Below are 22,945 nucleotides of genomic sequence, written 5' to 3' on the forward strand. Positions count from 1 at the left end.
TGTCAGGTGCCCAGAGTTTGCAGGCAAACAGCTCCCCCAAGCAGAAGCTTACAAAAATGTAATTCTGGGCTCAGGCACCTGTCAGGGAGCGCTCTCTAGGGTGTAAGGATGAGCGATGAACATCTGCTCGCTCGGCTTCGATGAACGTGCAGTGAGCAGCATTGATTGGCGTCAACAGGTGAACACGGGGGGCGTCTAGGCTGAGCTAAGCGGCAGCGGACGACATTTCCACTTCAGCTTGGGAGTTGAATCATGACCGAACTCCATCGCCATGGTACCGAACCGGCAACGCCTTTCTGGCGGACTAAGGGCGGAATCGCACTAATCATGCTGGTCGTGATTGGCCTGTTTTATGTGGCTCGTGAGCACTACGGCCACCTGTCGCAGGCACTGCCTTACTTGATCCTGTTGCTCTGCCCGCTGATGCATCTCTTCGGGCGCAACCATGGCGGGCATTCTCACCAGGGCCGCGAAGACTCGACCAAGCCGGACAACAGAGGGAACTAGTCCATGCACACCGCATCGTTCCAGCACGACCATGACCACTCACCCCCCCATGGGCAACCGGATGGAAGTCAGCACGATCCGGTGTGCGGTATGACGGTGCCACCGCACAGCCGCTACTCCGAGCTATACGAGGGACAGACATACCGTTTCTGCAGCGAAAAGTGCCTGACGAAATTCCGCGCAGCGCCTGTACGCTACCTTAGCCCCCCGCAGGACCAAGAACACGCAGGTCATCACCACTCGGCCGCCCCGCAGCCAAGCGACGCGGCGGACGCCGAATACACCTGTCCGATGCATCCCCAAATCCGTCAGCGTGGGTTGGGTAGCTGTCCCATCTGTGGCATGGCCTTAGAGCCGGTAATACCGGAGCTTGAGGAGGACGAGAACCCGGAACTCAAGGATTTCTCCCGCCGCTTCTGGTGGACTTTGCCTCTGACGGTCATCGTGACCGTGTTGGCTATGACTGCCCACCAACTGCAATTGCTGCATGGCGCCACACAAAACTGGGTGGAGTTGATTCTGGCCACACCCGTGACCCTATGGGCTGGCTGGCCGTTCTTCGTGCGTGGGGTCGCATCGATTCGTAACCGCAGCCCGAACATGTGGACGCTGATCGGCTTAGGTACGGCTGCGGCCTACCTCTACAGCGTTGCTGCCACAGTGTTCCCGCAAGTATTCCCACCGACCTTCATGCAGGATGGCCGCATCGGCGTCTATTTCGAGGCGGCGGCAGTCATCATTTCGCTGACCTTGCTCGGGCAAATGCTCGAACTCAAGGCGCGCTCACAAACCTCCGCCGCCATCAAGTCGCTCCTGGGCCTTGCCCCCAAGACCGCCCGCCGCATGGGGGCCGATGGTCAGGAGGAAGATATTCCGCTCACCCACGTGCACACGGGCGACCACCTGCGCGTTCGCCCCGGTGAGAAGGTGCCGGTCGACGGGATAGTCCTGGAGGGCGAAAGTGCCGTCGATGAATCCATGCTGACGGGCGAGCCCGTGCCGGTGATGAAGAAAGCCGGTGATGCACTCATCGGTGCCACGCTGAATACCCACGGCAGCTTGGTGATGGCGGCGCAGAAGGTCGGCGCCGAGACGGTGCTCTCGCAAATCGTGCAGATGGTCGCGCGAGCACAGCGCTCGAAAGCCCCGATGCAGCGGATGGCGGACACAGTGGCTGGCTATTTCGTGACGGGAGTGATCCTGGTCGCCCTGCTCACGTTCTTCGGCTGGGGGCTGTTCGGACCGGAGCCCGGCTGGGTCTTCGGCCTGATCAATGCGGTAGCGGTCTTGATCATTGCCTGCCCTTGCGCACTCGGCCTGGCCACCCCCATGTCGATCATGGTCGCCACCGGCAAGGCTGCCGGCAGTGGCGTGCTCTTCCGGGACGCCAGCGCGATCGAGAACCTCTGCAAGATCGACACGTTGATCGTCGACAAGACAGGCACCCTCACCGAAGGCCGGCCGGTATTTCATAGCGTGGTCGGTACCGAGCAGTTCACGCCGTCCGAAGTCCTTCACCTCGCCGCCAGCCTGGATCAGGGCAGCGAACACCCGCTGGCCCATGCAATCGTCGATCACGCACGGGCGGCGGGACACGGCTTGTCCAAGCCCGAGGCGTTTGAGTCGGGCTCAGGGATCGGTGTACGTGGCCAGGTGGACGGAAAATGGCTGCAGCTCGGCAACACGACCTTGATGGAAGAGGCTGGCCTCGACATCAGTCTGCTGCGAGACCGGGCTGAGCTGCTGCGCCTGGAGGGCATGAGCATCATGTACCTGGCCGTCGACGGCGTGCTCGCCGGTCTGCTGGCGGTGTCCGATCCGGTCAAACCCACCTCCAAGGAAGCGGTAACCCGGCTGCAGGCGGAAGATGTGAAGGTCATCATGGCCACCGGCGACGGCCTGACTACGGCACGTGCGGTCGCGAAACAACTCGGCATCGAAGAAGTCCACGGTGAAGTGAAACCTCAGGACAAAGAGCAACTGGTGGCCCGTCTGCAGGGCGATAAGCACCGGGTTGCCATGGCCGGAGATGGGATCAACGATGCCCCGGCGCTGGCCCGGGCGGATGTCGGGATCGCCATGGGAACCGGCACCGACGTCGCCATGAACAGCGCCCAGGTGACCCTGGTCAAGGGCGACCTGATGGGTATCCTGCGGGCCCGGACACTATCCGTAGCCACGGTGAAGAACATGCGCCAGAACCTGGGCTTCGCCTTCCTCTACAACGCCATGGGCATACCGCTGGCAGCCGGCCTGTTCTACCCCCTGACCGGCCATCTGTTGTCGCCGATGATTGCAGCGTTGGCCATGAGCGTGAGTTCGGCTTCCGTGGTCTTCAATGCACTGCGCCTGAAACGCGTGACCACGGACTGAAATGGGCACCGTCGCAACCAACGTGAGGAGGCCCCGCCATGATGCGTTTCAACTCCTTATCCATATGGCTGACTGTCTGGGGGCTGTTGGCCTTACCGGGAATGTCCTCCGCCGAGGAACTGCCCATCCCGATCAAGGCCTTGGAGGCGCGTGGTGTAACCATCGTGGGCCAGTTCGCAGCGCCCGGAGGACTGAAGGGATATGCCGCCCGCTACAACGGCCAGGGTATGGCGCTCTATCTCACCGAGGATGGCCAACATGTCCTCGTCGGCACCCTGTTCGATGCCCGGGGAGAAGATCTGACTCGCGCCCCGATGGACAAGCTGGTGTATGAGCCAATGGCCAAGGAGATGTGGGCGCGCATGGAGAAAAGCACCTGGATCTCCGATGGCCGAGACGATGCCCCACGCGTCGTCTATCTCTTCGATGACCCCAACTGCCCCTACTGCAACCTGTTCTGGCAGCAGGCTCGGCCTTGGGTCGACTCTGGCAAGGTGCAGTTACGCCATATCATGGTCGGCATGCTCAGTGCGGACAGCGCAGGCAAAGCTGCGGCTCTGCTAATCGCCCATCAGCCAGAAGCGGCACTCCATAAGCATGAAGTGGCGGGCAAATCAAGCACGCTCAAGCCGTTGCCCGAGATTCCCGCCGACATCCAGGAGCAGCTCGACGCCAATCTGGCCTTGATGGGCGAACTCGGTACAGCGGCGACGCCCGCCATCTTCTACCGGGATGGCGAGGGACACCTGAAGATGCAGCAGGGCCTGCCACCGCCCGAGGGACTGGGGGATATTTTCGGGCGAAGATAAATTGCTTGGTCGGGCCTTGACCTTTCCATCGTGTCAAGGTTGAAGCTGTAAATGCGGCGAGAGAAGCCGCTCCAGCATGAGAGGCCCGCTATGTTCGTTTTGGAAGTATCCGGTATGGGATGTGGCAGTTGTGTCAGCAAGATCACCAAGGCCATCCAGGCTGCTGATGGAGACGCGAAGGTGATTATTGATCGCGCTGCCGGTACGGTGAGTGTCGACAGCAGCATCGAAGCCGAACGCGTCGGCGAACTGGTTCAGGCGCTCGGTTACTCAACCAGAATCAGCCGCTAAGTCTCGCTGCCACTCAGATTGCCAGCTGCCGCGCCATGGTTCATGGCGCGGACTCTTCAGATACAGCCTGTTGTTGACTGACCCGCACGACGATTCCATCCACTACCCACTGTTTTAGCCAACTGGCTGCCTGGGCGGGAGCTGCGTCGCCTTTGCTTTCCAGTAATGAAAGGCAGAGGTCCGCGAAGGTCAGTTGCTCCCGTACCATGAGTTGCAGTGCCGCAGCCTCCAGCGGATCGAGTGTCCGGTACTGGCAAATCAGTGCGTCGCGCCAGACCAGACAGGTTATGGGATGTTCAAGCGGCAAGCTTGGGGGAACGGAGGTGTCAGCTTTGGCGGCCTTCCAGATGTCGATGGCATTGAAGTTGAAAGTGAGCCAGCGCACGCTCGGGTGGAGCTGAACGCTTAGGCCGGTCCAGTCTTGCGGACCGAACGAGGCAATATCCTGGAGCGACAGGGACACTTCGTCGGCTGCATCGAAGGCCAGCGTGAACGCCCATTCCAACTCCGACAGTTCCCGTAACTGGGAGGCCTGAGGCTCGTCGAGGAATTTGCTGATGAACTCGGGAAGTTTCTCTCCCAGCCAGCGCAGGCTGAAATGCCGGGGCGGCCACGCCGCAAGGTAGGCCTGGGCCAACTGTTCGAAAGCTTCGATGCCGAGCCAGTAGTGGGTGGCCGGAAAGTCTTCGCGCAGCACGGACAGCAGCCGGGCCCGGTAAGCATGGTGATAGACCTGCAGGCCATCCTCGGCCGAGAGCGCCTCGCTTCCCCTTAAGTGCTGCAGCAGCTCAGCGGGCGCGGTGCAGTCACTCCCCTGCAGGTAACGTTCGAAGGCCTGTTGCAAAGCAATCAGGCGCATGCTGCCGCCTCCAACTGGCGGGCCATGAGCGCCCGGGCTTTCGCCAGCTCGGCCAACAGTTCAGGTAACGGGGGGAAGAGGTCGTCGCGTTCGACCAGCGTCGCCCGTGCCCCCAAGTGCTGGATCGTGCGCGCGTAGAGGTCCCACACCGGATCGGCAATCGGCTGGTCGTGGGTGTCGATCAGGTAATGGCCATAGTCGCTGTGGCCAGCCAGATGGATCTGGCGGATGCGTTCCTGAGGCAGTTCCTGGATGAACTGCCAGGCATCAAAGCCCTGATTACGCGCGCTAACGTAGACATTGTTGACGTCCAGGAGCAACTCACAACCAGTCAGCTCGCTTAGCTCACGGAGGAAAGTCGCTTCGCTCATGGTCGATTCGGCCCACTGCACGTAGGCGGAAACATTCTCCAACACCAGCGGCCGTTCAATGACGTCTTGTACCAGACGAACCCGGGCGGCCACGTGCTCCAGGCTTTCCTGGGTAAACGGTAGCGGCAGCAGATCGTGCAGGTGGTGCGCACTGCCACGACTCCAGCACAAATGATCGGAAATCCACTGAGGCTGGACCCGCTCGGCGAGCTGTTTCAACTGGAGAAGGTAGTTGTGGTCAAGGGCGTGTGGCCCACCGATCGACAGCGATACGCCGTGCATAACCAACGGGTAGCGCTCCTTGATGGCGTCCAGGAAGTAGAGGGCCTTACCACCCTCGACCAGGTAGTTTTCCGAGATGATCTCGAACCAGTCGATGTCAGGGGCTTGCTCCAGTATCTGGTGGTAATACTCACTGCGGAGCCCCAAGCCAAATCCGAGAGTGCTGTGCTCGTTCATGCGGGGCTCCCAAGGGGGAGTGACGAGCACTCCCCACGGCAAGACATCACTCGCTGGTCCGGCCACCAGCCTCATCGCATTTAGCCTTGGGCATCAACTTGAAGCCCTGGCCTTTGCAGGCGCCTTGCCCCTGGCAGGAGTTCTTGGCGGTCATGCAATCGTTCTGGCCTTTGCAGGCGTTGACGCCAAAACACTTCACGTCAGCGGTTTTGGCATCTTGAGCGGCTTGAGCAGGCAGGGCCGCGAACAGGCTGGCCGCAGCAAGGGCCAGTGCAGCGCCAGTAGCGGCAGTGGTTTTGGTCGACATAAGGCTTTCTCTCATGGTGGTGGTCGGAGTCCTGCCGGGTATTCGTTGCTGTCAGGCACGCGGCAACCGCTGAGCCTGGCACGTCGGTCCGCAGTGGTGACGGCCGGTCTTGCCCGGCATGTCGGGGACACTACCGACCGAGGCGAAGGCTCCACAAGGACGAAATGCCAACCTTACAAAACTGTAATGTTCAACTCAGGTTTCTGACAGCACGGGGTGGCTAGTGTGGCATCGAGTCTGACACTCAGCCCGCACATGCCGGGCTACCACGTCCCTAGTCGAGGAATCCCTTATGAAATCGATGAAAGCCCTGATCGTTGTTGCCGCTCTGACTGCCTCGTCCTTCGCCATGGCCGCCGGCGGTGGCGATCGGACCATGGCCCGTGCCGACAAACTCGCCCAGGCGTCGATGGATGCCTACCGCCAGGAGCAGCAGAAGGCCGAGCCCTCGGTCGCTGAAAAGGAAAAATTTGCCGAACATGCCAACTGCTGAGTCTGGTGCGTTGGCCAACCTTACAGAAATGTAATCATCTGAATGGTTGGAATATGGCAGCTTTTATGCTCGCGGCCGCGCGCCTAATGGATAGCGACCGCGAGCAAGCCTACTGGGGTGGAGGAATCACCCGGTGCGGCAGCCTCTCCGCGTTGGTCGTTCAGCGCTGGCTCCATTGACTCATTGGACATACACGGCATGCATTGCAAAACCTCAAGGCGAACCTTCGTCAAGGGCCTGGCCGCTGGCGGCATCCTGGGCGGACTGGGCCTTTGGCGCACCCCTGTTTGGGCGGTGACCAGTCCAGGTCAGCCCACCGCGCTGAGCGGTACCGAATTCGACCTGTTCATTGGGGAAACCCCGGTGAACATTACAGGTTCCGCGCGGAAGGCCATGGCGATCAATGGCACCATTCCGGGGCCAATTCTGCGTTGGCGTGAAGGCGACACCGTGACCCTGCGGGTGCGCAATCGCCTGGCCGAAGATACCTCCATCCACTGGCACGGCATGATCCTGCCCGCCAACATGGACGGCGTGCCGGGCTTCAGCTTTGCCGGCATTGCGCCGGACGGCATGTACGAATACCGCTTCCAGGTGAAGCAGCACGGCACTTACTGGTACCACAGCCACTCCGGCCTGCAGGAGCAGGTGGGCGTGTACGGCCCCATCGTGATCGACCCGAAGGAACCGGAGCCTTTCGAGTACCAGCGCGACTACGTGGTGATGCTGAGCGACTGGACCGACGAAGACCCGGCCCGCGTGATGGCCAAGCTGAAGAAGCAGTCGGACTACTACAACCAGCACAAGCGCACCGTCGGGGACTTCATCAACGACGTCGGCGAGCAGGGCTGGTCCGCCGCCATGGCCGACCGGAAGATGTGGGCGGAAATGAAGATGAGCCCCACCGACCTCGCAGACGTCAGCGGCGCCACCTACACCTACCTGCTCAACGGCCAGGCGCCGGACGGCAACTGGACCGGGCTGTTCCAGCCGGGCGAGAAGATCCGCCTGCGCTTCATCAACGGCTCGGCGATGACCTACTTCGACGTACGCATTCCCGGCCTGAAACTGACCGTTATCGCGGCCGACGGCCAGCCGGTCGAACCGGTGAGCGTGGATGAATTCCGCATCGCCGTCGCCGAAACCTACGACGTGCTGGTGGAGCCCGCGGGCGACGAGGCCTACACGATTTTTGCCCAGTCCATGGACCGCTCCGGTTACGCCCGCGGCACCCTAGCCCTGCGCGAAGGCCTGAGCGCGCCGGTCCCTGAGCCTGACCCGCGCCCACTGATCAGCATGGCCGACATGGGCATGGATCACGGCTCCATGGGGCATGGCGACATGGCCGGCATGGACCACTCGCAGATGGCGGGTATGGACCATTCCAAGATGGCCGGCTTGGACCATTCCAAGATGACCGGCATGGACCACTCGCAGATGGCGGGCATGGACCATTCCAAGATGGCCGGCATGGACCACTCGCAGGTGGCGGGCATGGACCATTCCAAGATGGCCGGCATGGACCACTCGCAGATGGCGGGTATGGACCACTCCAAGATGGCCGGCATGGGCGGCCAGATGCAGACCCACCCGGCATCGGAAACCGACAACCCTCTGGTGGACATGCAGACCATGACCCCGGCGCCCAAGCTGGCGGACCCCGGCATCGGCCTGCGTGACAACGGCCGCCGGGTACTGACCTACGCCGACCTGCGCAGCACCTTCCCCGACCCGGACGGCCGCGAGCCGAGCCGCACCATCGAACTGCACCTCACGGGACACATGGAGCGCTTCTCTTGGTCCTTCGACGGTATCCCCTTCGCCGATGCCGAGCCGCTGCTGCTCAAGTACGGCGAGCGCCTGCGCATCACCCTGGTCAACGACACCATGATGACCCACCCCATCCATCTCCACGGCATGTGGAGCGACCTGGAGGACGAAGCCGGCAACTTCATGGTGCGCAAGCACACCATCGACATGCCACCCGGCACCCGCCGCAGCTACCGCGTCACGGCTGACGCCCTGGGCCGCTGGGCCTATCACTGCCACCTGCTCTTCCACATGGACATGGGCATGTTCCGTGAAGTCCGTGTCACCGAATAAGGAGAGACCGATGAGCAAATTTGCGCAGCCCCTCACCGCCGCCGCCCTGGCCTCCGCCCTACTGGCACCCGCCGCCTGGGCCGGCCAGAACGCCCATGACGAGCACCAGAAGACGCAGGCCACCTCTGGTCAGCCGACGAACCATGGCCAGATGCAGAACATGGACCACGGCGCCATGCACCGGGACAAAGACGCCAAGCCCAAGACGGATCGTAACGATGACCAGTAGCCTCAAACGCCCTGCCTTGATCGCCCTGGCCGTGGCCCTTGCCGCAGCCGGTAACGCAAAGGCTGCGGAAACCATGGATCATGGCGCCATGGACCATAGCCAGATGGACCGCGGTTCCATGGATCAACGCCAGATGAACCATGGCCAGATGGACCACGGCTCCATGGACCACAGTCAGATGAACCATGGCCAGATGGACCACGGTTCCATGGATCACAGCCAGATGAACCATGGCCAGATGGGGCAAAGCGGAAAAAACCAGGCCCAGCCGTCCGGCTACGGCAGCCGCACGCCCATCCCGGTGCCGACCGAGGCCGATCGCGCCGCCGCCTTCCCGCAGCTGCCGCCCCACCACATGCACACTGGCAGCATCAACAGCCTATTCCTGATGGATAAGCTGGAGTACCAGGACGCCGACGACGCCAGCGTGCTGAGTTGGGATGCCTCGGGCTGGATAGGCCGCGACATCAACCGTTTCTGGTTCCGCTCGGAAGGCGAACGCGCCAACGGCAAGACCGAGGAAGCCGAAATCCAGGCGCTCTACGGTCGAGCTGTCAGCCCCTGGTGGGAGCTGGTGGCCGGTGTGCGCCAGGACTTCAAGCCGGGCTCGCCGCAGACCTGGGCGGCCTTCGGCGTGCAGGGCATGCCCTTGTACGGCCTGGAGACCGAGGCCACGGCCTTCCTCGGCGAGAACGGCCAGAGCGCCCTGAGGCTGGAAGGCGACTACGACATCCTGCTGACCAACCGGCTGATCCTGCAGCCCACGGCGGAAGTCAACTTCTACGGCCGCAACGACCACGAGCGCGGCATCGGATCGGGGTTGGGCAACACCGAGGTGGGCCTGCGCCTACGCTACGAGATCGTCCGCGAGATCGCGCCCTACATAGGCGTGACATGGAACCGCAACTACGGCAACACCGCCGACTTCGCCCGCGAGGAAGGTGAGGACAACGACGAGGCACGCTTTGTTGCCGGTATCCGGATGTGGTTTTGAGAACCTGACATGAAAAGAACAATTAAAACTTTAGCCATTGCGAGCACCGTTGCTGCAGCCGGGATCATGGGAGTTGCTTATGTGGGCGTCGTTAACGTAGGCGCTGACGACCCGCACTGGGCACCGGTGCACGCATTTCTGACGATGGCCCGGGAGCGCTCGATTGCTGTGCGTGCACGGGATCTCGAAGTGCCGAACCTGAAGGATGAAGCGCTGATTCGCGCCGGTGCCGGCAACTACAACTCCATGTGCATCGGCTGTCACCTCGCTCCCGGCGTGGCTCAGACCGAGCTAAGCCAGAGTCTCTATCCAGCGCCACCGAATCTGACCAAGGTTGGTGTGGATGGCAATCCGGCCAACGCCTTCTGGATCATCAAGCACGGTATCAAGGCCACCGGCATGCCGGCCTGGGGCAAGAGCATGGGTGACCAGTACATCTGGGGCATGGTTGCCTTCCTGCAGCAGCTGCCATCGCTGGACGCTGAGCAGTATCGCGCCTTGGTCGCCAGTAGCGGTGGTCACCAGCACGGCGGCGGCGAATCCAAGATGCATAACCACGAAGGCCAGCATGGTGACAATGTTTCCAGTGGCAGCCATCACGACAGCACGGGTGAAGATCACCATGCTGGCCAGGCAGGCGATGATCACCATGGCGCCGGACAGGGCGGTGAAGATCACCATGCCGGCGAGGAAGGCAAGGCCTCCCATCACGAGGCCGAGCAGGCTCAGGATGACACCGCACCGGCTCCGAAAAAACACATTCACGCCGATGGCAAAGAGCATGTGCATGAAAGCTAAGTCTCATCGAGCATTGCGACTTGTCGCGCTCGCCTCGCTGTTCCTGGTTTCCGCTGCCCAGGCAGTAGAAGCGCTGACGGTTGATGTCCACCGCAGCGCTAGTTGCGGTTGCTGCAAGAAATGGGTCGAGCATTTGGAAGCCAATGGCTTCAAGGTCATCGATCATGTCGAGGCGGATATGACCTCGGTCAAGCAGCGCCTGGGTGTCGCCCCTCGCTTGGCGTCCTGCCATACCGCTGTGATTGACGGCAAATTCATCGAAGGTCATGTCCCGGCCGCTCAAATAGTTGAACTCAGCAAGCGCTCCGATCTGCGGGGGATTGCTGTGCCTGGTATGCCGGCCGGTTCGCCCGGAATGGAGGTAGGTGGGAAACAAGATGCCTATCAGGTCATAGGCCTGACTCAAGCCGGTACCGACCAAGTCATTGCCGAATATCCCGGTAACTGACCCCTCGGTTCGATCCACGCACCCGGCCGGCCATCAGGTTGGCCGGGGTTCCTTTCTCCAGATTGCGTGCGGTCTCAAGGCTGCAACCGGCCTTAACGGTTGAAGCGCAGCGCACCTGTCATGTCGTGATTTCAGCCTCTCTGACCCGCACCGAACCTTTCGCGCAGGCGCGGAATGAACCTGGGCGTAGTACGGGAATAGGCGTCATAAGCCGCGCCGAACTCCTTGCGCATGTCCCGCTCTTCGGAAACCGCCAAGCGCCCGTACATCACCAGCAACACTGGGAACATCGCCAGCGTCAGGAGTGTCGGCCACTGAAGCAGAAAGCCCAGGAGAATCAGCACAAAGGCCACGTACTGCGGATGCCTGATCCAGGCATAGGGCCCTGCCGTTGCCAGAGAATGCCGGCGTTGCGCGTGATACAGCACGTTCCACGCGGCTGAAAGCAGATAGAAGCCAAAGCCCAGGAACAGGTAACTGGCAATGTGCAATGCACTGAAATGTGCGTTGCCCTGGCCACCGAGCAACGTCGACCACAGATGACCCGCGTCGTGGGAAAGCAGATCGAGGTTGGGGAATCTGGATTGCAACCAGCCTGACAGCAGATAGATCGTCAGTGGGAAGCCATACATTTCCACAAACAAGGCAACGATGAACGCTGAGAATGCGCCGAAGCTCCTCCAGTCTCTGGCGGTCGCTGGTTTGAAGAAACTGAATGCAAACATGATGAAGATCGCTGAGTTGATAAAAACCAGCGACCAGAGGCCATACGCGGTTTCACCATGGTTCATGATGGATCTCCCGGTTTGCGGGTATCGGTCTTTCTGAAGGGGGCTGGCTTGCCCTGGCCCTGGTGATGGCCCCCCCGGTGCCCTCGATGCATGAAGACATGCATCAGCGGGCAGGCGAGCAACAACAGATGCGGCAGGGCCCCGACGACATGGGCAAAGTGCTCGGTTAGCAGGAAGTAGACGGCGACCCCGCCGATCACCACCAGGCCGATTGCGTACCGTGAACGCCAGAAGCTGGGTGGTGAGCCGTGTTCATCGAAATGAGGGTTCATAGCGACTCCTCGGAATGGTGATGAACTATTTCGACGGTGCAGGGGGCATGCGGTCCATCATCATCTGCATCATCGACTCCATCATGTCCATGCGCTTTTCCATCATCTCCTGACGGGCGGCCATGTCCCCGCCCATGCCCTTGCCGCCTTGCATTCCCCCCATCCCCGGCATTCCACCATCCATGGACTTCATCATGGCCATGCCACCCTTCATCAGTTTCATATGCTCGGCCATCAGCGCCTGACGCTCTTCTGGCGTTTTTGCTGCAGCCATCTTTTCATGCATGGCTTGCATGGCCTTCATGTGCTGGTCCATCGCCGCCATCTGTTCCTTGTCCATTTGCTGAGCAGGCATCTTCTCGGTGGTCGCTGCTCCTGGAGCATCGGCCGGGTGATGTGCCGAGTGTTCATCGGTGTCTTGCGCCATGGCTCCCACAGACGCTGCCGCCAGAAAGAATCCGATCAGTACATTACGAACGTTGGACATCATCATCTCCTTAACAATGCTCAAAGCCTGATGGCTTGGTCTTGGCGCCAGGCCTCGCCTGGCGACGCATTCAATTGTCCACGCCGGCGTGAATGCTCATTCCCCGTCTCGTGCTCAGGTCCCATTACCCGCTGCGCATCGATGGGCTATTGGGCACTCGACGGCTTGTAGCTGATTCCGTTTGGCCCGGCGCCGACCTTGTGTGTGCCAACGACCTTGCGGCTGTTCGTATCGATGACGGATACGGTGCCTGCTTCAATATTGCTGACAAACACATAAGCGCCATCGGTGCTGATGGCCACACCATGGGCGCCCTTGCCGGTGGTCACGGTGCCGATGCTGCTGCGCGTTTGGGGATCGACGATGGAGACTCGATCGTCCGGATTCTGACCACTGCCCTGATTCGCCACATAGATCTGGCGGCCGTCAACGGTGGCCACCATCTGGATCGGCGTGCGACCTACATCGACCTTGCCGATCACCTTGCGTCCGGCTGTATCGATTAGGCCAAGCTGGTTCGCGGCACTAAGCGACACGAACGCGAGGCGGCCATCGGGGGAAAAACCGACCTGGACCGGGCCTTTACCGACTGGAATTTGCGCAGTCTCCTTGCGCGTTGCCACGTCGATCAGCGATACGCTGTCGCTCTTCATGTTAGCCACGTAGAGCGTTCGGCCATCCGGGCTCAAACGCAGTCCATGGGGATAGCGCCCAGTCGGAATGCCGGGCTGCTCGATTCGCTGTTTGAGGTCGAAGACCTGTACCTGGTTGGCGGCAGAATCGGTCACAAAAGCCCGCTGACCAGTTGAGTCGGTAACCACATGAGCTGGATGCTCGCCTGCCGGCAGACTGAACTGGGGTTTATCCAGTGCGGTGGTGCTAAATACCAGCAATTGCCCACCGGCGTTTTCACCACTCGAATGCCCGGCATGTCCGGACATCCCAACCACGAGAAGCAAACTGCCGTCGGGCGATACCTGTACGTTGTGCGGTGCGATTGGCAAGGCAACCGTTTTCACCTCGCCTGTTGCAAGATCCACCTGACTGATGGAGGTAGCCCGTTCGTTGGCCGTGTAGACGCTTCCAGTCGGGTTTGCCATGGCCAGCCCCAGATTGGCAACCAGGGATATACCCAACGCAAGAGAGGTAAACCGCTTAGCGTTCATCATGGTGAATCAGCTCCAGCGAGGGGCGGCGTACGTGAGCCAGACTGGCCTATGCCTCTTCTCAAGCTAAGCGCCAATCGCGAAGTAGTTTCTTGATCACCGTCAATGCTCACTAGCTGACTCGGTATTGAGTGATCGAAGGCGGTCTACTTCTTGGGGAGTAATGCTCGCTAGCCGATCCTGCCGAGGATGGGGAACACCTCCAGCAACCACCAGGCGAAGTCGGTCAATTGCCCGATGATCATGGCGCCCCCATGAGGATCAGGATGACGCCGGCGCCGATGTGGATGGCCCCACTCCAACGCCGCAGGCGTTTGAGGTGGGCCAGAAACAGATTGGTGAACCAGGCCGTCAGCAGGAATGGAAGTCCCAGGCCGAGCGAGTAGATCGACAGCAGTTCAACACCACTGGTGCCGGTTCGGTCGGTGGAGGCGCTCAGCACCAGGATGCTGCCCAGGATCGGACCAAAATGCAGGGTGTCCAGCCAAAGGCGGACGCCATGCCCAAGACGTAGGCCGCTAGCGGACCGCCACGGGACTGCAGTTGATGGACGAAGCGCACGTCTCTGTTTAGCCAGCGGGGGGGTGATCAGGCCGGCAATGAACAGGCCGAAAGCGATCACGATGACGCCGCCAAATCAGGTTGGTCTCCTGTCGATAGGCGATCAGCAGCCGGCTCATGGCGGTGGTGCCGGTGCCCAGCGCAATGAAGATGGTGGAAAAGCCCAGCACGAAGCACAGGCTCATGCCGATCACCACCAACCGTTCCCGGCGGGTTTCCAGGACCTGCAGTTTGTACACCGAGCGGCCGACAATGAAGCACATGTAATCGGATACCAAGGGCAGTACGCAGGGCGATAGGAACGAGATCATGCCCGCAGCAAGCGCGCTCAGAATGCCAATATCGCTAAGGCTCATCACGGACGCTCGGGGTGGAGGCCGGTACGCCCGGACATACTCAATGACCTCCGAGCTGTCCCGCTCGGCCTTACCTGCTTTGCGGCCGATTTCCCGCACCTCGCGGTCCAGCATCAGAGTGACCGGCAAACCGAAGGCGCCGAGGATTTGAATGGATTGCATCCGCTCATCGACGAAGATCTCGAGGTGCTGAATACCGATCTACCGATAGAAGTCCCGTATGGCCGGTACGCCGTCGTGCTCGAGCGAGAGCGCTACGACTTGAGAATCGTTGCCCCCGAGATTCGCCTGTAGGCAATCCAGGGTCGGCATTTCCTGATGGAAGGGTGCGCACCAAGTGGCCTGGAGGTTGAGCAGGAGCACCTTCCCTCGGAAATCGGCCAGGCTGCGAGGCTTCCCCTCGCCATCAACGACGCGGACGTCCTCTGCCCCCGGGGCTCGGACCAGATGAGCATGCCGGCTTGTGTGCGTGGTTCGGATGACTGTTGGGCCAAGGTAACGGGTTGTCCGGCTGACATCAGGAGCAGGCACTGCAGCAACCAAAGGGACCAGCGACACCCCCTACGGTCAAAATACCCCCTGCCCCAGGGACTGGTGCTTTGAATTGGGCAGGCCATCTCACACCTTTAGCGGTAATCGCTGTGAACCAGCTAACTGGTCACCGCCGTTGTCCGGCGCCGTCTAGAGGGCCCTCAGGAGGCCACCGTGGGCATCTCATCAGAACGGCTCGGCTCCGCCGGCCCTGAAGGGTGGCTGTGGGCGTGGCCGGCTCCGGCCCCGTCAGCATCGACAAGTCGACCACGCGCATCGAATTGGCCATCATGGCGGTGCCGGGCGTCTCGTTGGCATTGGGCCGAGCGATTTACCGGGAGGCGCTACATCCGCCCTCACCGTTCTGGCGACGCTGACCGGTTACGGCAGCGTGAGCGATATGAGTGCCGACTCGAAGTTTCCGCTGTAGGTCGTGCTGCCGGCCGGTACGGACGCCCCGTGTGGCGGAATCGAAACTGTGCCTGCCGGATCCACGAGCGCTCCCGTAGGGGTCGCGACGGTGAATTTCGGCGCGGACAATTTCAGCGATGCGTCCAGCAGCGAATACGGCGGGCCCTGGCTCGTCGTCGCCGCAAGCCGCACCGTGTTGTCGGCCGCAGCCGCAACCCCGCCGCCGCTCTCGAAGCCGGTGCCACCCCAGGTTGCCGCGGCCGTCACCTTCTTGCCCGTCGATTCCAGACGCGCGACGAATGCATCCTGGAAGCCAACGCCCAACACTGTCGTCGTGCCGGCGAGAAGAATCGAGCCGTCGGGCGCCACCGCGATGCCTTCACCGGTGTCGCCGCCCTTGGTGCAGCATTCCTTGCCGAACAACAAGCTACCATCGGACCCGATCTTCAGGACCAGCGCGTTGATGCCGATGATGCCGCCGCCCTTCGCCGCCTGGATGGCGCCAGCCGTGTAAATGGACCCATCCGCGGCGGCGGCCATTCCACCGCGCGCATCCACGACCTCGCCTGCTCCGTACGTCCGCGCCCAGACCAGGGCGCCCGCTGACGTCAGCTTCAGCACCATCACATCGAACTGGGAGAGATCGTTTCCCCGCAGTTTCGAACTGGCCGCGTAGATGCTGCCGTCTGGCGAGACAGTCATCGCCTCGAAGCCGGCGGCATTGTCCCAGAGCCGTTGCCAGACAAGAGTGCCCGTCGGATCGAACTTCAGGACGAACACCCCGGCGGAACTCGGGCCGAAGCTGGTTGTCCGGCCCGCGACGTAGACGGAGCCGTCGCTGTGCGTCGCCACCGCGCCGGCGCTATCGGATTGGTTACCGCCCCAGGCCCGCACCCAGAGCAGGTTGCCGTTCGGATCGAATTTCATTAGCACGGCGTCTCCGCCACCGTCTGCGGTGATGCCGGCCACGTAAACTGATCCGTCGACAGCGACCGCCACAGACGCATCCGTCACCCCGACGATGGTCGGGCCGTTCCAGATCCGCTGCCAGATAACTGCTCCATTCGAGAGCTTGACGATGAACATTCGCGTCGCGGGCTGGCCGAACTGGTCGAAGGCAAAGCTATCCGTCGAGCCGACGAGGTACGCGCTGCCATCGGCGGCCGTGGCGACAGCGGTTGCGACTTCGGCTCCAGTCCCCCCCCATGTCGTCTCGGTGAGCAAGACCTGCCCGTGCGCCGGCCTTTCTGCAAGTGCCAGCAGGACCAAAACCAAGCTTGCAAACAGCACCTTCCCGACCGCGATTCCATTCCGTCGTACTGGCGAGGGACGAACGCAGGTATGCGTCATGGCGTTTCTCCTGTTAGGAGCGAAAATGACCTGGACGGCGCTGATGGGATATAGCTGAACCGCTCGAAGCGTGTGGTCGGCCACCAGCTGCACGCCACGACAGCGCAGTACGAGCAGCACGAAGGTTTCCAGGTTGCCAACCTTCAAGTGTAAGACAGCGTGCAGAACATTCCAGAAATTCGGGGTAAACAGCGTCCAATAGTTTCCACCCCTGGGTGGGCAACCATCCGGCCTTTTGGCCGGAGAATCCGGGGTGTTATCGATGCTTGCGGTCGAAGGTTTGGCTTTCCTGATAAACTACCGCCCCTTCGCGCTTGATCCTGATCTACGCCGTGTAACCAATACCGCCGCTTTTCCGCGGCCTCGCCGTGATAGTCCCCATGCCTCTCTCTCGGTGCTACATGACTCTCCCGCAGTCCTACAATGTAGCGCCGACATCTGAGTAAAGGCCGGAAATGGGCCTTCACGGCTGGAAACGAGACATATGACCAGCCTTTCTAAACCGGCCTCTGCGCTAGCATCCACGCGCCCTGCCCTGTCCCGCCGCTTCTCCGTGGCGCCGATGATGGATCGGAAATAATCATCTATCCAATCCAATAATTGTGCACCTTCCAGCGAAACCCTCTGCACCATGTACCAAATCTGTACCAGTGTACGGATCAATCCCACGGGGATTGGACAGACCGAGAGCTTCCGGGCACAAACAAACGCCCCGCAAATGAGCGCCCTGACAGTTGCCGTGCACTGACCGAGGGATTTGAACCCTAGAGGCCAACCCCCGATGCCGCGCCAGACCGCTCTAGATTAGCACCCAGGTCTTGCTGGTCGGTCTGAAGCGGCTCTCGGCGGCGCCGCTTTTGCCCCAGTTTTGCCCCAACCAGGACTGAGTTCGCATGGCATCATTTTCCGCGACTTTGGACTCACGGCTCCCAATCTCAATGCATGCGCAATCGCCTGATATCCCGCTGTGGCGGCTCCCCAAACAAGCGACTGTACTCGCGACTGAACTGCGACGCGCTTTCGTAACCTACACGCCCTGCCGTTGCACCGGCATCGAGGTTCTGGGTCAGTATCAGTTGTCGCGGCGCCTGCTGCAGGCGTAATTGCTTCTGGTACTGCAACGGGCCCATGCCGGTGACGCTGCGAAAATGCAGGCGGAACGTCGACGGACTCATATGGGCGCTGGCCGCCAGGTCAAAGACCCGCAGCGGCTCGGCGAAATTCTGTTTAAGCCAAGCGATGGAACGGGCTATCTGTTGGCTTGGTGCCCCATCCGCAGCCAGGTGCTGCAACTGCAGGCAGTGAGGTCCCGACAACAGGCGAACGATGATTTCCTGTCTGATCAGGGGTGCCAATCGCGGCATCAGAATCGGGTCGTCGATCAGCGTGACCAGGCGCAACATGGCGTCCAGCAACGCAGCATCGAGCGATTCCACCGCCATCGGCTGGTACGCGCAATCACGAGGCGGCGGCGGTAGCTTCAAAGGCGGCGCTGTTGAAGGAGAACAGCCCACTGGTAGCGCCGTTGGGTTGCTGCCCACGATCCGACTTGTAGTAGTCGGTGGCTTCGAGCACGTCGATGTCGGTGATGTCGGCCTGCCTCGCCTCCTCCACCGACGGCGGCAGGTAGTTGATGACATGACGCTCGGCGCCCTGGGCCTCGGCCGTGTGCTGCTTGCCCATGGCCTCCAGTGCACTGACCGGATCGAAGGTGCTGAAGCCCTCGCGGATCAGGCGGCCGAAATGCACGCCCGCGAAAGAGACCAGTGCCTTGATGCGGTGATCGGTCATAGCCGCATGGACGGTGTAAGCACCGCCGCCGCAGTTCGGGCAGACGGGCTAGTCCGGTGGATCGCTCTGGACGACGACCCGGAATACTCATGGCCCACAGCCGAGTCGTACCACGGGCACAACCGACTGGGCCTGCCGCTGACGGGTACCGCATCTCGGTACGACGTGAAATCACCCGGGAACTACGCATCCCTGGCCACTCAAGAGATCGATCGATTCGGTCTCGAATTTTAAAATAACGGTCGTTGCGTTAAATATTTCACGCTGCTAGTCTCCCCTCCATCCGAGAGAAAACCTCAGAGGAGACAGCACCATGAACGACGCGCTACGCACGGCGTTTCAGGCAGACGGGGCGGTTCTGATCAAGGGCCTGCTGAACCAGGAGCAACTGACCCGTTGCCGGGCGGCGTTTGACTGGGCCTTGGAGAACCACGGTCCTCACGCGACCCGGATGTTCAATGGAACCGAGCAGCAATCCCATGTCGACAATGCCAACCCGCTTGCCAAGGAACGACTGGAAGAACTTGTGGCTTCCCTTCCGTTCGGCCAGCTGTTCGCTGATCTCTGGGGCTCGAAAAATGTCTGGTACTTCGCCGAAGAGGTGTTCCTCAAAGCCGGAGGGCATGGCTCCCGGACCCTCTGGCACCAGGACACCTCCTACCTGCCCTGGGCCGGCAACCACTGGGGTAATGCCTGGATCAGCTTCGAGTCCGTTCCCCGGAAAAATGCACTGGAGATCGTTCGCGGCTCTCATCGCGGCCCACGCTACGACGGCACCACGTTCATAGACCCCAACGATCCGACCCAGCCCCTGCATGGCGGCGGCACCCTGCCCCGCCTTCCGGATGTCGAAGCCGAGCGCCGACTAAACCCTGACGCCTACGAAATTCTGTCCTGGGCCACCGAGCCCGGAGACGTTGTGCTGCTGCACCCCGGCTCGCTTCACGGTGGTGCGCCGGTCGACACCGACTTCCCGGATCGTCATACCTTCGTTTTCCGCTTCTTCGGCGACGACGCCACCTTCCACCCGCTACCGGAGAACAGCGATTCGGGCTACCCGAGACAAGGCGTCCTGTTCACCGAGCAGCTGTCGACCCTGAACGCCGGCGACGCCTTCCGCCACCCGACCTTCCGCCAACTCGTCTGACAGGAGCGCCGCGAATGAATGCCCAGAACCTGAAGCGACAGTCCATCAATCCGCCACCCACCCAGGTGTTCTACGACAACTTCCACTTCTCCCAGGCCACCCGCGTGGGCGACATGATCTGGGTGTCTGGCCAGGTCGGAATCGACGCCACCATGACGCCGGGCAAGGATGTCGAAGAGCAGGCGCATCTTGCCTTCCAAGGCTTGAAGAATGTGCTTGAAGCGGCAGGTGCCACCCTGGCCGATGTGGTTGAGTTGATGACCTTCCACACCGAGTTGCAGGGTGATATGCAGGCCTTCGCGCAGGTCAAGGACCAGTACTTCCCCGATCGTTACCCCTCCTGGACCGCAGTGGGCATCTCGCAACTGGCCCTGCCCGGGCTGCGCCTGGAGATCCGCGCGGTGGCCGTGGCCGGTTGCGCAAGCGACTGAACATCCCACAGCAACACTACCAACAACCCGTACAAGGACTTTTCATGGCAACCCTGACCGTCAGCTACCCCTTGACCGCCGAATCCCGTTTCGACCGCAACTACTACGTGACCACCCACCTGCCCCTTGCACAAGCCGCGTGGGGCGAGTTCGGCCTGCAATCGGCGGAAGTGCTTTTCCCGGCCTCAGGCTCGCAGCCCCTGGCCGCACTGGCGATCCTGCGCTTCGCAGACCAGCCGGCCATCGATGCCGCCCTTACCTCGCCGAAGACGCTGGAAGTGCTCGGTGATATCGCCAAGTTCACCGACATCAAGCCGGTGATCTTCCGCGCCGACGACTAAGGCAAGCATCGTCGGGGTGGTTCCGCGCGTCATGCGGCTACCCCGGCGCTCCTGGAGTGCTTTATTCCAATTATTTCCCTATGCTGGGCCGCGCTCACCCGCCGTTGCAGCCGGGCAGCAATACTTCAAACTGACCTGACAATCCTCCAGAGCCCCCCATGTCCGACGCCAAAACCCGCCCTCGAACCGAAACCCAGCGCACGAGTGACAGCGAGTCCGAACCCGTCGCACGTCGGGGCAGGCCTGTCGGCGACCATAACGCCAAGCGCGCCGAGCTGCTGGCAGCCGCGATCGCGGTAATTGCGCAGGAGGGCTACGCCGGGGCCTCGATGCGCAAGGTGGCGCAGCACGCCGGCTGCACTACGGGCGCCGTGACCTACTACTTCGCCAACAAGGAAGAGATGGTCAGCGCCGTGGCGCAGAACCTATTCGACAGGGTGGATGCCTTGCTGGAAACCAACCGCGAGCAGGTTGATATCAGGGCGCTCATCCGGCAATGGCTCGACTGGACCACGTCCGACGAACCGGACAATTGGCTGGCCTGGTTGCAACTGCTGACCCACGCCCGTCACGAACCCGCCTTCGCCGTCGTCATCAAGCAGCGTTACGCACGCTTCCGCCAGGTATTCACCGCAGTGCTGGAAGAAGGCCAGGCCAAGGGCAAGATTCGCGACGATATCGCGGCCGATCTGCTGGCCGACCAGGTCAGCGCCATCAGCGACGGTTGGCTGATGATGTTGCCAATCGAGCCTGAACGCTTCAGCGCGCAACGCGGCCAGGCCCTGCTCGATGCATTGATCATCCTGATTTCACCGCCCGCCCCCACCAAGCGCCCGTCCAGAGGCAAGGCATCCGCGCAGTAATCCATGCGCTCCCGGGCCCGTCGCAGGGCCCGTCGCCCTTCCCTCCCAAGCCTTCCTTGACTTAACCCCTCACTCCTCCTGCATACGCGCCACGCCCCGCGCCTGGTGCCGGCTGCGCGTATCTGACGCTTTTTCCCTTGCACGATTCCGAAACTCCTGTATTTTGCGTAACACATGAAATAATAATTAAACCGCAACCAAGTGGTGAGGGCTAGGATGGACCTGTTAAACATGGCGCTGTCGCTGTCCAGAAAGGTAACTCCATCGTCTCAAGGCAAACGCGGAAAGCGTTTGCGAACGAGCCTGCTGGCAGGCTTCTGGATGGCTTTCACCGCGGTCCAGGTGACAGCGGGCGACGTCGTCAGAGTGCACAACTGGGCCGAGTACATAGACCCCGAAGTGATTGACGACTTCGAGCGGGATACCGGCATCCGGGTCGATTACAGCCAGTTCACCACCGCCGCCGAGCTGGAGGCTGACCTGGCAGCGGGGCAGCGTTACGACGTGATAGTCCCCACCGACTTCCAGCTCGAACGCATGATCAAGGCGAAGCAACTGCTCGAACTGGACCTGCAGCTGTTGCCGAATCGAGCCGAAGTGAGCGGTGAACTGCTGGCCAGGCTGTCGTCGAAGAACCGCGCGGAACGCTTCGTCGTGCCCTACATGTGGGGTATCGCCGGACTGGTCGTCCATCAAAAGGCCGCTGCCCGGGCATTGCAGGGACCAGTGACGAACAGCTGGGGCCTGCTGTTCGACCCCGCCAACGCCAACAGCTTGAAATCCTGCGGCGCCGTCCTGCACAACGAGCCGGAACAGATGCTCTCGGTCTTCCTCAACTACCGGGGCAAGAACCTGCGTAGCCAGAGTGCGCGGGGCATCGAGAAGGCCACGCGAGAACTCCATGACCTGGGTATTCCCCTGGGCCCGTCCGGCTTCGCCGACCTGGTGGAACAGTTGGCCCAGGGCCGTATCTGCGCAACTGTCACCTGGAACGGTATCGCCTCCCTGGCCAACCAGAATGGCGAACTCCGTTTCCTGATTCCCCAGGAAGGCGGATTGATGTTCATCGACAGCCTGGCCATTCCGCGCGATGCCCCCAACAAGGCCGCGGCCTATCGTTTCATCAACCACCTGCTGGACCCGCGCAACGCCGCACGCAACGCCAGGGCTACGCACTTCACGCCCAGCCTCGACCTGACCCGCGAGCGAAACCGGAGACTACTGCCGGACATCGCCCTGCCGAGCCAGGAGGAACGCCGACGCCTGTTCTTCCTGGAACGACTGAGCGACTCACAGAAGCGCGCAGTCGATACGGCATGGTCACAGCTGGATGGGCGAGACCGGATGTAGACCACCGGAAACGCCGCCGGACTGCCGCGTCGCAGAGCGCGGCACGCCCCCAGATT

At 61.5% G+C, this 22,945-nt stretch carries 27 protein-coding genes and 2 pseudogenes; 15 read left to right on the forward strand and 14 right to left on the reverse strand.

What is annotated here, in order from left to right; translation table 11 throughout:
* Positions 1–252: 252 nt before the first annotated feature.
* The 4 genes from SA496_RS14585 to SA496_RS14600 all read left to right on the forward strand — a co-directional run bounded on the left by SA496_RS14585 (position 253) and on the right by SA496_RS14600 (position 3,980).
* Positions 253–507 carry a DUF2933 domain-containing protein gene (locus SA496_RS14585; protein WP_153920720.1) on the forward strand — a complete coding sequence of 85 codons (255 nt, stop codon included), beginning with the start codon at positions 253–255 and terminating at the stop codon, positions 505–507.
* Positions 508–510: 3 nt separating this feature from the next.
* Positions 511–2,880 (forward strand): heavy metal translocating P-type ATPase, encoded by a 2,370-nt coding sequence (locus tag SA496_RS14590; RefSeq protein ID WP_330113982.1) that lies wholly within the window; start codon positions 511–513, stop codon positions 2,878–2,880.
* Between the two features lie 38 nt (positions 2,881–2,918).
* Complete coding sequence (gene dsbG / locus SA496_RS14595) at positions 2,919–3,689, forward strand: thiol:disulfide interchange protein DsbG (protein ID WP_153920724.1); 771 nt, start codon at positions 2,919–2,921, stop codon at positions 3,687–3,689.
* A 90-nt stretch (positions 3,690–3,779) separates the two neighbouring features.
* The gene (locus SA496_RS14600) at positions 3,780–3,980 is read left to right on the forward strand and encodes a heavy-metal-associated domain-containing protein (RefSeq protein WP_120650500.1); all 201 of its coding nucleotides are present in this window, start codon (positions 3,780–3,782) and stop codon (positions 3,978–3,980) included.
* Between the two features lie 40 nt (positions 3,981–4,020).
* Here SA496_RS14600 and SA496_RS14605 read toward each other — a convergent pair whose 3' ends face one another.
* Genes SA496_RS14605 through bufA2 form a run of 3 tightly spaced genes read right to left on the reverse strand, consistent with a single transcriptional unit; the run spans position 4,021 to position 5,976 of the window.
* Positions 4,021–4,839 (reverse strand): HvfC/BufC N-terminal domain-containing protein, encoded by an 819-nt coding sequence (locus SA496_RS14605; protein WP_330113983.1) that lies wholly within the window; start codon positions 4,837–4,839, stop codon positions 4,021–4,023.
* Positions 4,830–5,669, reverse strand: a complete 840-nt coding sequence (bufB, locus tag SA496_RS14610; RefSeq protein ID WP_330113984.1) for an MNIO family bufferin maturase — start codon at positions 5,667–5,669, stop codon at positions 4,830–4,832. Before bufB ends, SA496_RS14605 begins: the two co-directional genes overlap by 10 nt.
* 46 nt (positions 5,670–5,715) lie before the next feature.
* The gene (gene bufA2, locus SA496_RS14615) at positions 5,716–5,976 is read right to left on the reverse strand and encodes a BufA2 family periplasmic bufferin-type metallophore (protein WP_120650494.1); all 261 of its coding nucleotides are present in this window, start codon (positions 5,974–5,976) and stop codon (positions 5,716–5,718) included.
* A 292-nt stretch (positions 5,977–6,268) separates the two neighbouring features.
* Here bufA2 and SA496_RS14620 point away from each other — a divergent pair, with 292 nt between their 5' ends.
* The 6 genes from SA496_RS14620 (at position 6,269) to SA496_RS14645 (ending at position 11,041) form a co-directional block, all read left to right on the forward strand.
* Positions 6,269–6,469 carry a co-regulatory protein PtrA N-terminal domain-containing protein gene (locus SA496_RS14620; protein ID WP_330113985.1) on the forward strand — a complete coding sequence of 67 codons (201 nt, stop codon included), beginning with the start codon at positions 6,269–6,271 and terminating at the stop codon, positions 6,467–6,469.
* Between the two features lie 198 nt (positions 6,470–6,667).
* Positions 6,668–8,572, forward strand: coding sequence for a copper resistance system multicopper oxidase (locus tag SA496_RS14625; RefSeq protein ID WP_330113986.1), 1,905 nt, complete (start codon positions 6,668–6,670; stop codon positions 8,570–8,572).
* 10 nt (positions 8,573–8,582) lie between these two features.
* Positions 8,583–8,801 (forward strand): hypothetical protein, encoded by a 219-nt coding sequence (locus tag SA496_RS14630; RefSeq protein ID WP_120650489.1) that lies wholly within the window; start codon positions 8,583–8,585, stop codon positions 8,799–8,801.
* The gene (locus SA496_RS14635) at positions 8,791–9,795 is read left to right on the forward strand and encodes a copper resistance protein B (RefSeq protein ID WP_120650487.1); all 1,005 of its coding nucleotides are present in this window, start codon (positions 8,791–8,793) and stop codon (positions 9,793–9,795) included. The genes SA496_RS14630 and SA496_RS14635 overlap by 11 nt, the downstream gene beginning before the upstream one ends.
* A 9-nt stretch (positions 9,796–9,804) precedes the next feature.
* Positions 9,805–10,593: a c-type cytochrome gene (locus SA496_RS14640; RefSeq protein ID WP_153920735.1), complete on the forward strand. Its 789-nt coding sequence runs from the start codon at positions 9,805–9,807 to the stop codon at positions 10,591–10,593.
* Positions 10,583–11,041, forward strand: a complete 459-nt coding sequence (locus SA496_RS14645) for a DUF411 domain-containing protein (protein ID WP_330113987.1) — start codon at positions 10,583–10,585, stop codon at positions 11,039–11,041. The genes SA496_RS14640 and SA496_RS14645 overlap by 11 nt, the downstream gene beginning before the upstream one ends.
* A gap of 131 nt (positions 11,042–11,172) precedes the next feature.
* Here the strand turns inward: SA496_RS14645 and SA496_RS14650 are convergent, their stop codons facing one another.
* From SA496_RS14650 to SA496_RS14700, 11 genes and pseudogenes are all read right to left on the reverse strand, one after another.
* Positions 11,173–11,832 carry a methyltransferase family protein gene (locus SA496_RS14650; protein ID WP_330113988.1) on the reverse strand — a complete coding sequence of 220 codons (660 nt, stop codon included), beginning with the start codon at positions 11,830–11,832 and terminating at the stop codon, positions 11,173–11,175.
* On the reverse strand, positions 11,829–12,104 hold the full coding sequence (locus SA496_RS14655) for a DUF2933 domain-containing protein (RefSeq protein ID WP_330113989.1): 276 nt from the start codon (positions 12,102–12,104) through the stop codon (positions 11,829–11,831). Before SA496_RS14655 ends, SA496_RS14650 begins: the two co-directional genes overlap by 4 nt.
* Positions 12,105–12,129: 25 nt before the next feature.
* Positions 12,130–12,591, reverse strand: a complete 462-nt coding sequence (locus SA496_RS14660) for a hypothetical protein (RefSeq protein WP_120650477.1) — start codon at positions 12,589–12,591, stop codon at positions 12,130–12,132.
* A 146-nt stretch (positions 12,592–12,737) separates the two neighbouring features.
* Complete coding sequence (locus tag SA496_RS14665) at positions 12,738–13,760, reverse strand: YVTN family beta-propeller repeat protein (protein ID WP_330113990.1); 1,023 nt, start codon at positions 13,758–13,760, stop codon at positions 12,738–12,740.
* Between the two features lie 238 nt (positions 13,761–13,998).
* The gene (locus SA496_RS14670) at positions 13,999–14,379 is read right to left on the reverse strand and encodes a cytochrome c biogenesis CcdA family protein (RefSeq protein WP_330113991.1); all 381 of its coding nucleotides are present in this window, start codon (positions 14,377–14,379) and stop codon (positions 13,999–14,001) included.
* Positions 14,327–14,836, reverse strand: coding sequence for a cytochrome c biogenesis CcdA family protein (locus SA496_RS14675; RefSeq protein WP_256673151.1), 510 nt, complete (start codon positions 14,834–14,836; stop codon positions 14,327–14,329). The genes SA496_RS14670 and SA496_RS14675 overlap by 53 nt, the downstream gene beginning before the upstream one ends.
* A gap of 39 nt (positions 14,837–14,875) precedes the next feature.
* Entirely contained in the window at positions 14,876–15,232 is a 357-nt protein-coding gene (locus SA496_RS14680) for a TlpA disulfide reductase family protein (RefSeq protein WP_330113992.1), read from the reverse strand.
* A 354-nt stretch (positions 15,233–15,586) separates the two neighbouring features.
* Positions 15,587–16,966, reverse strand: coding sequence for a hypothetical protein (locus tag SA496_RS14685; protein WP_153920744.1), 1,380 nt, complete (start codon positions 16,964–16,966; stop codon positions 15,587–15,589).
* Between the two features lie 265 nt (positions 16,967–17,231).
* Positions 17,232–17,348 (reverse strand): annotated as a pseudogene (locus tag SA496_RS14690) (site-specific integrase); the annotation flags it as partial.
* A gap of 553 nt (positions 17,349–17,901) precedes the next feature.
* A pseudogene (locus SA496_RS14695) lies at positions 17,902–18,459 on the reverse strand (helix-turn-helix domain-containing protein); the annotation flags it as partial.
* A complete protein-coding gene (locus tag SA496_RS14700) occupies positions 18,425–18,757 on the reverse strand; it encodes a hypothetical protein (RefSeq protein WP_330113993.1) in 333 nt (110 codons plus the stop codon). The gene SA496_RS14700 and the pseudogene SA496_RS14695, both read right to left, overlap by 35 nt.
* A 313-nt stretch (positions 18,758–19,070) precedes the next feature.
* On the opposite strand from SA496_RS14700, the gene SA496_RS14705 reads away from it, so the two are divergent.
* The 5 genes from SA496_RS14705 to SA496_RS14725 all read left to right on the forward strand — a co-directional run bounded on the left by SA496_RS14705 (position 19,071) and on the right by SA496_RS14725 (position 22,889).
* The gene (locus SA496_RS14705) at positions 19,071–19,904 is read left to right on the forward strand and encodes a phytanoyl-CoA dioxygenase family protein (protein ID WP_280360017.1); all 834 of its coding nucleotides are present in this window, start codon (positions 19,071–19,073) and stop codon (positions 19,902–19,904) included.
* A gap of 14 nt (positions 19,905–19,918) precedes the next feature.
* Positions 19,919–20,335 (forward strand): RidA family protein, encoded by a 417-nt coding sequence (locus tag SA496_RS14710; RefSeq protein ID WP_179058723.1) that lies wholly within the window; start codon positions 19,919–19,921, stop codon positions 20,333–20,335.
* A 44-nt stretch (positions 20,336–20,379) separates the two neighbouring features.
* Positions 20,380–20,676, forward strand: a complete 297-nt coding sequence (locus tag SA496_RS14715; RefSeq protein ID WP_028628320.1) for an EthD family reductase — start codon at positions 20,380–20,382, stop codon at positions 20,674–20,676.
* 158 nt (positions 20,677–20,834) lie between these two features.
* A complete protein-coding gene (locus SA496_RS14720) occupies positions 20,835–21,539 on the forward strand; it encodes a TetR/AcrR family transcriptional regulator (RefSeq protein ID WP_280353285.1) in 705 nt (234 codons plus the stop codon).
* Between the two features lie 291 nt (positions 21,540–21,830).
* Positions 21,831–22,889 carry an extracellular solute-binding protein gene (locus SA496_RS14725; protein ID WP_280353287.1) on the forward strand — a complete coding sequence of 353 codons (1,059 nt, stop codon included), beginning with the start codon at positions 21,831–21,833 and terminating at the stop codon, positions 22,887–22,889.
* Positions 22,890–22,945: the final 56 nt, after the last annotated feature.

Source organism: Pseudomonas sp. JS3066 (assembly GCF_036328175.1).
Lineage (GTDB): Bacteria > Pseudomonadota > Gammaproteobacteria > Pseudomonadales > Pseudomonadaceae > Metapseudomonas.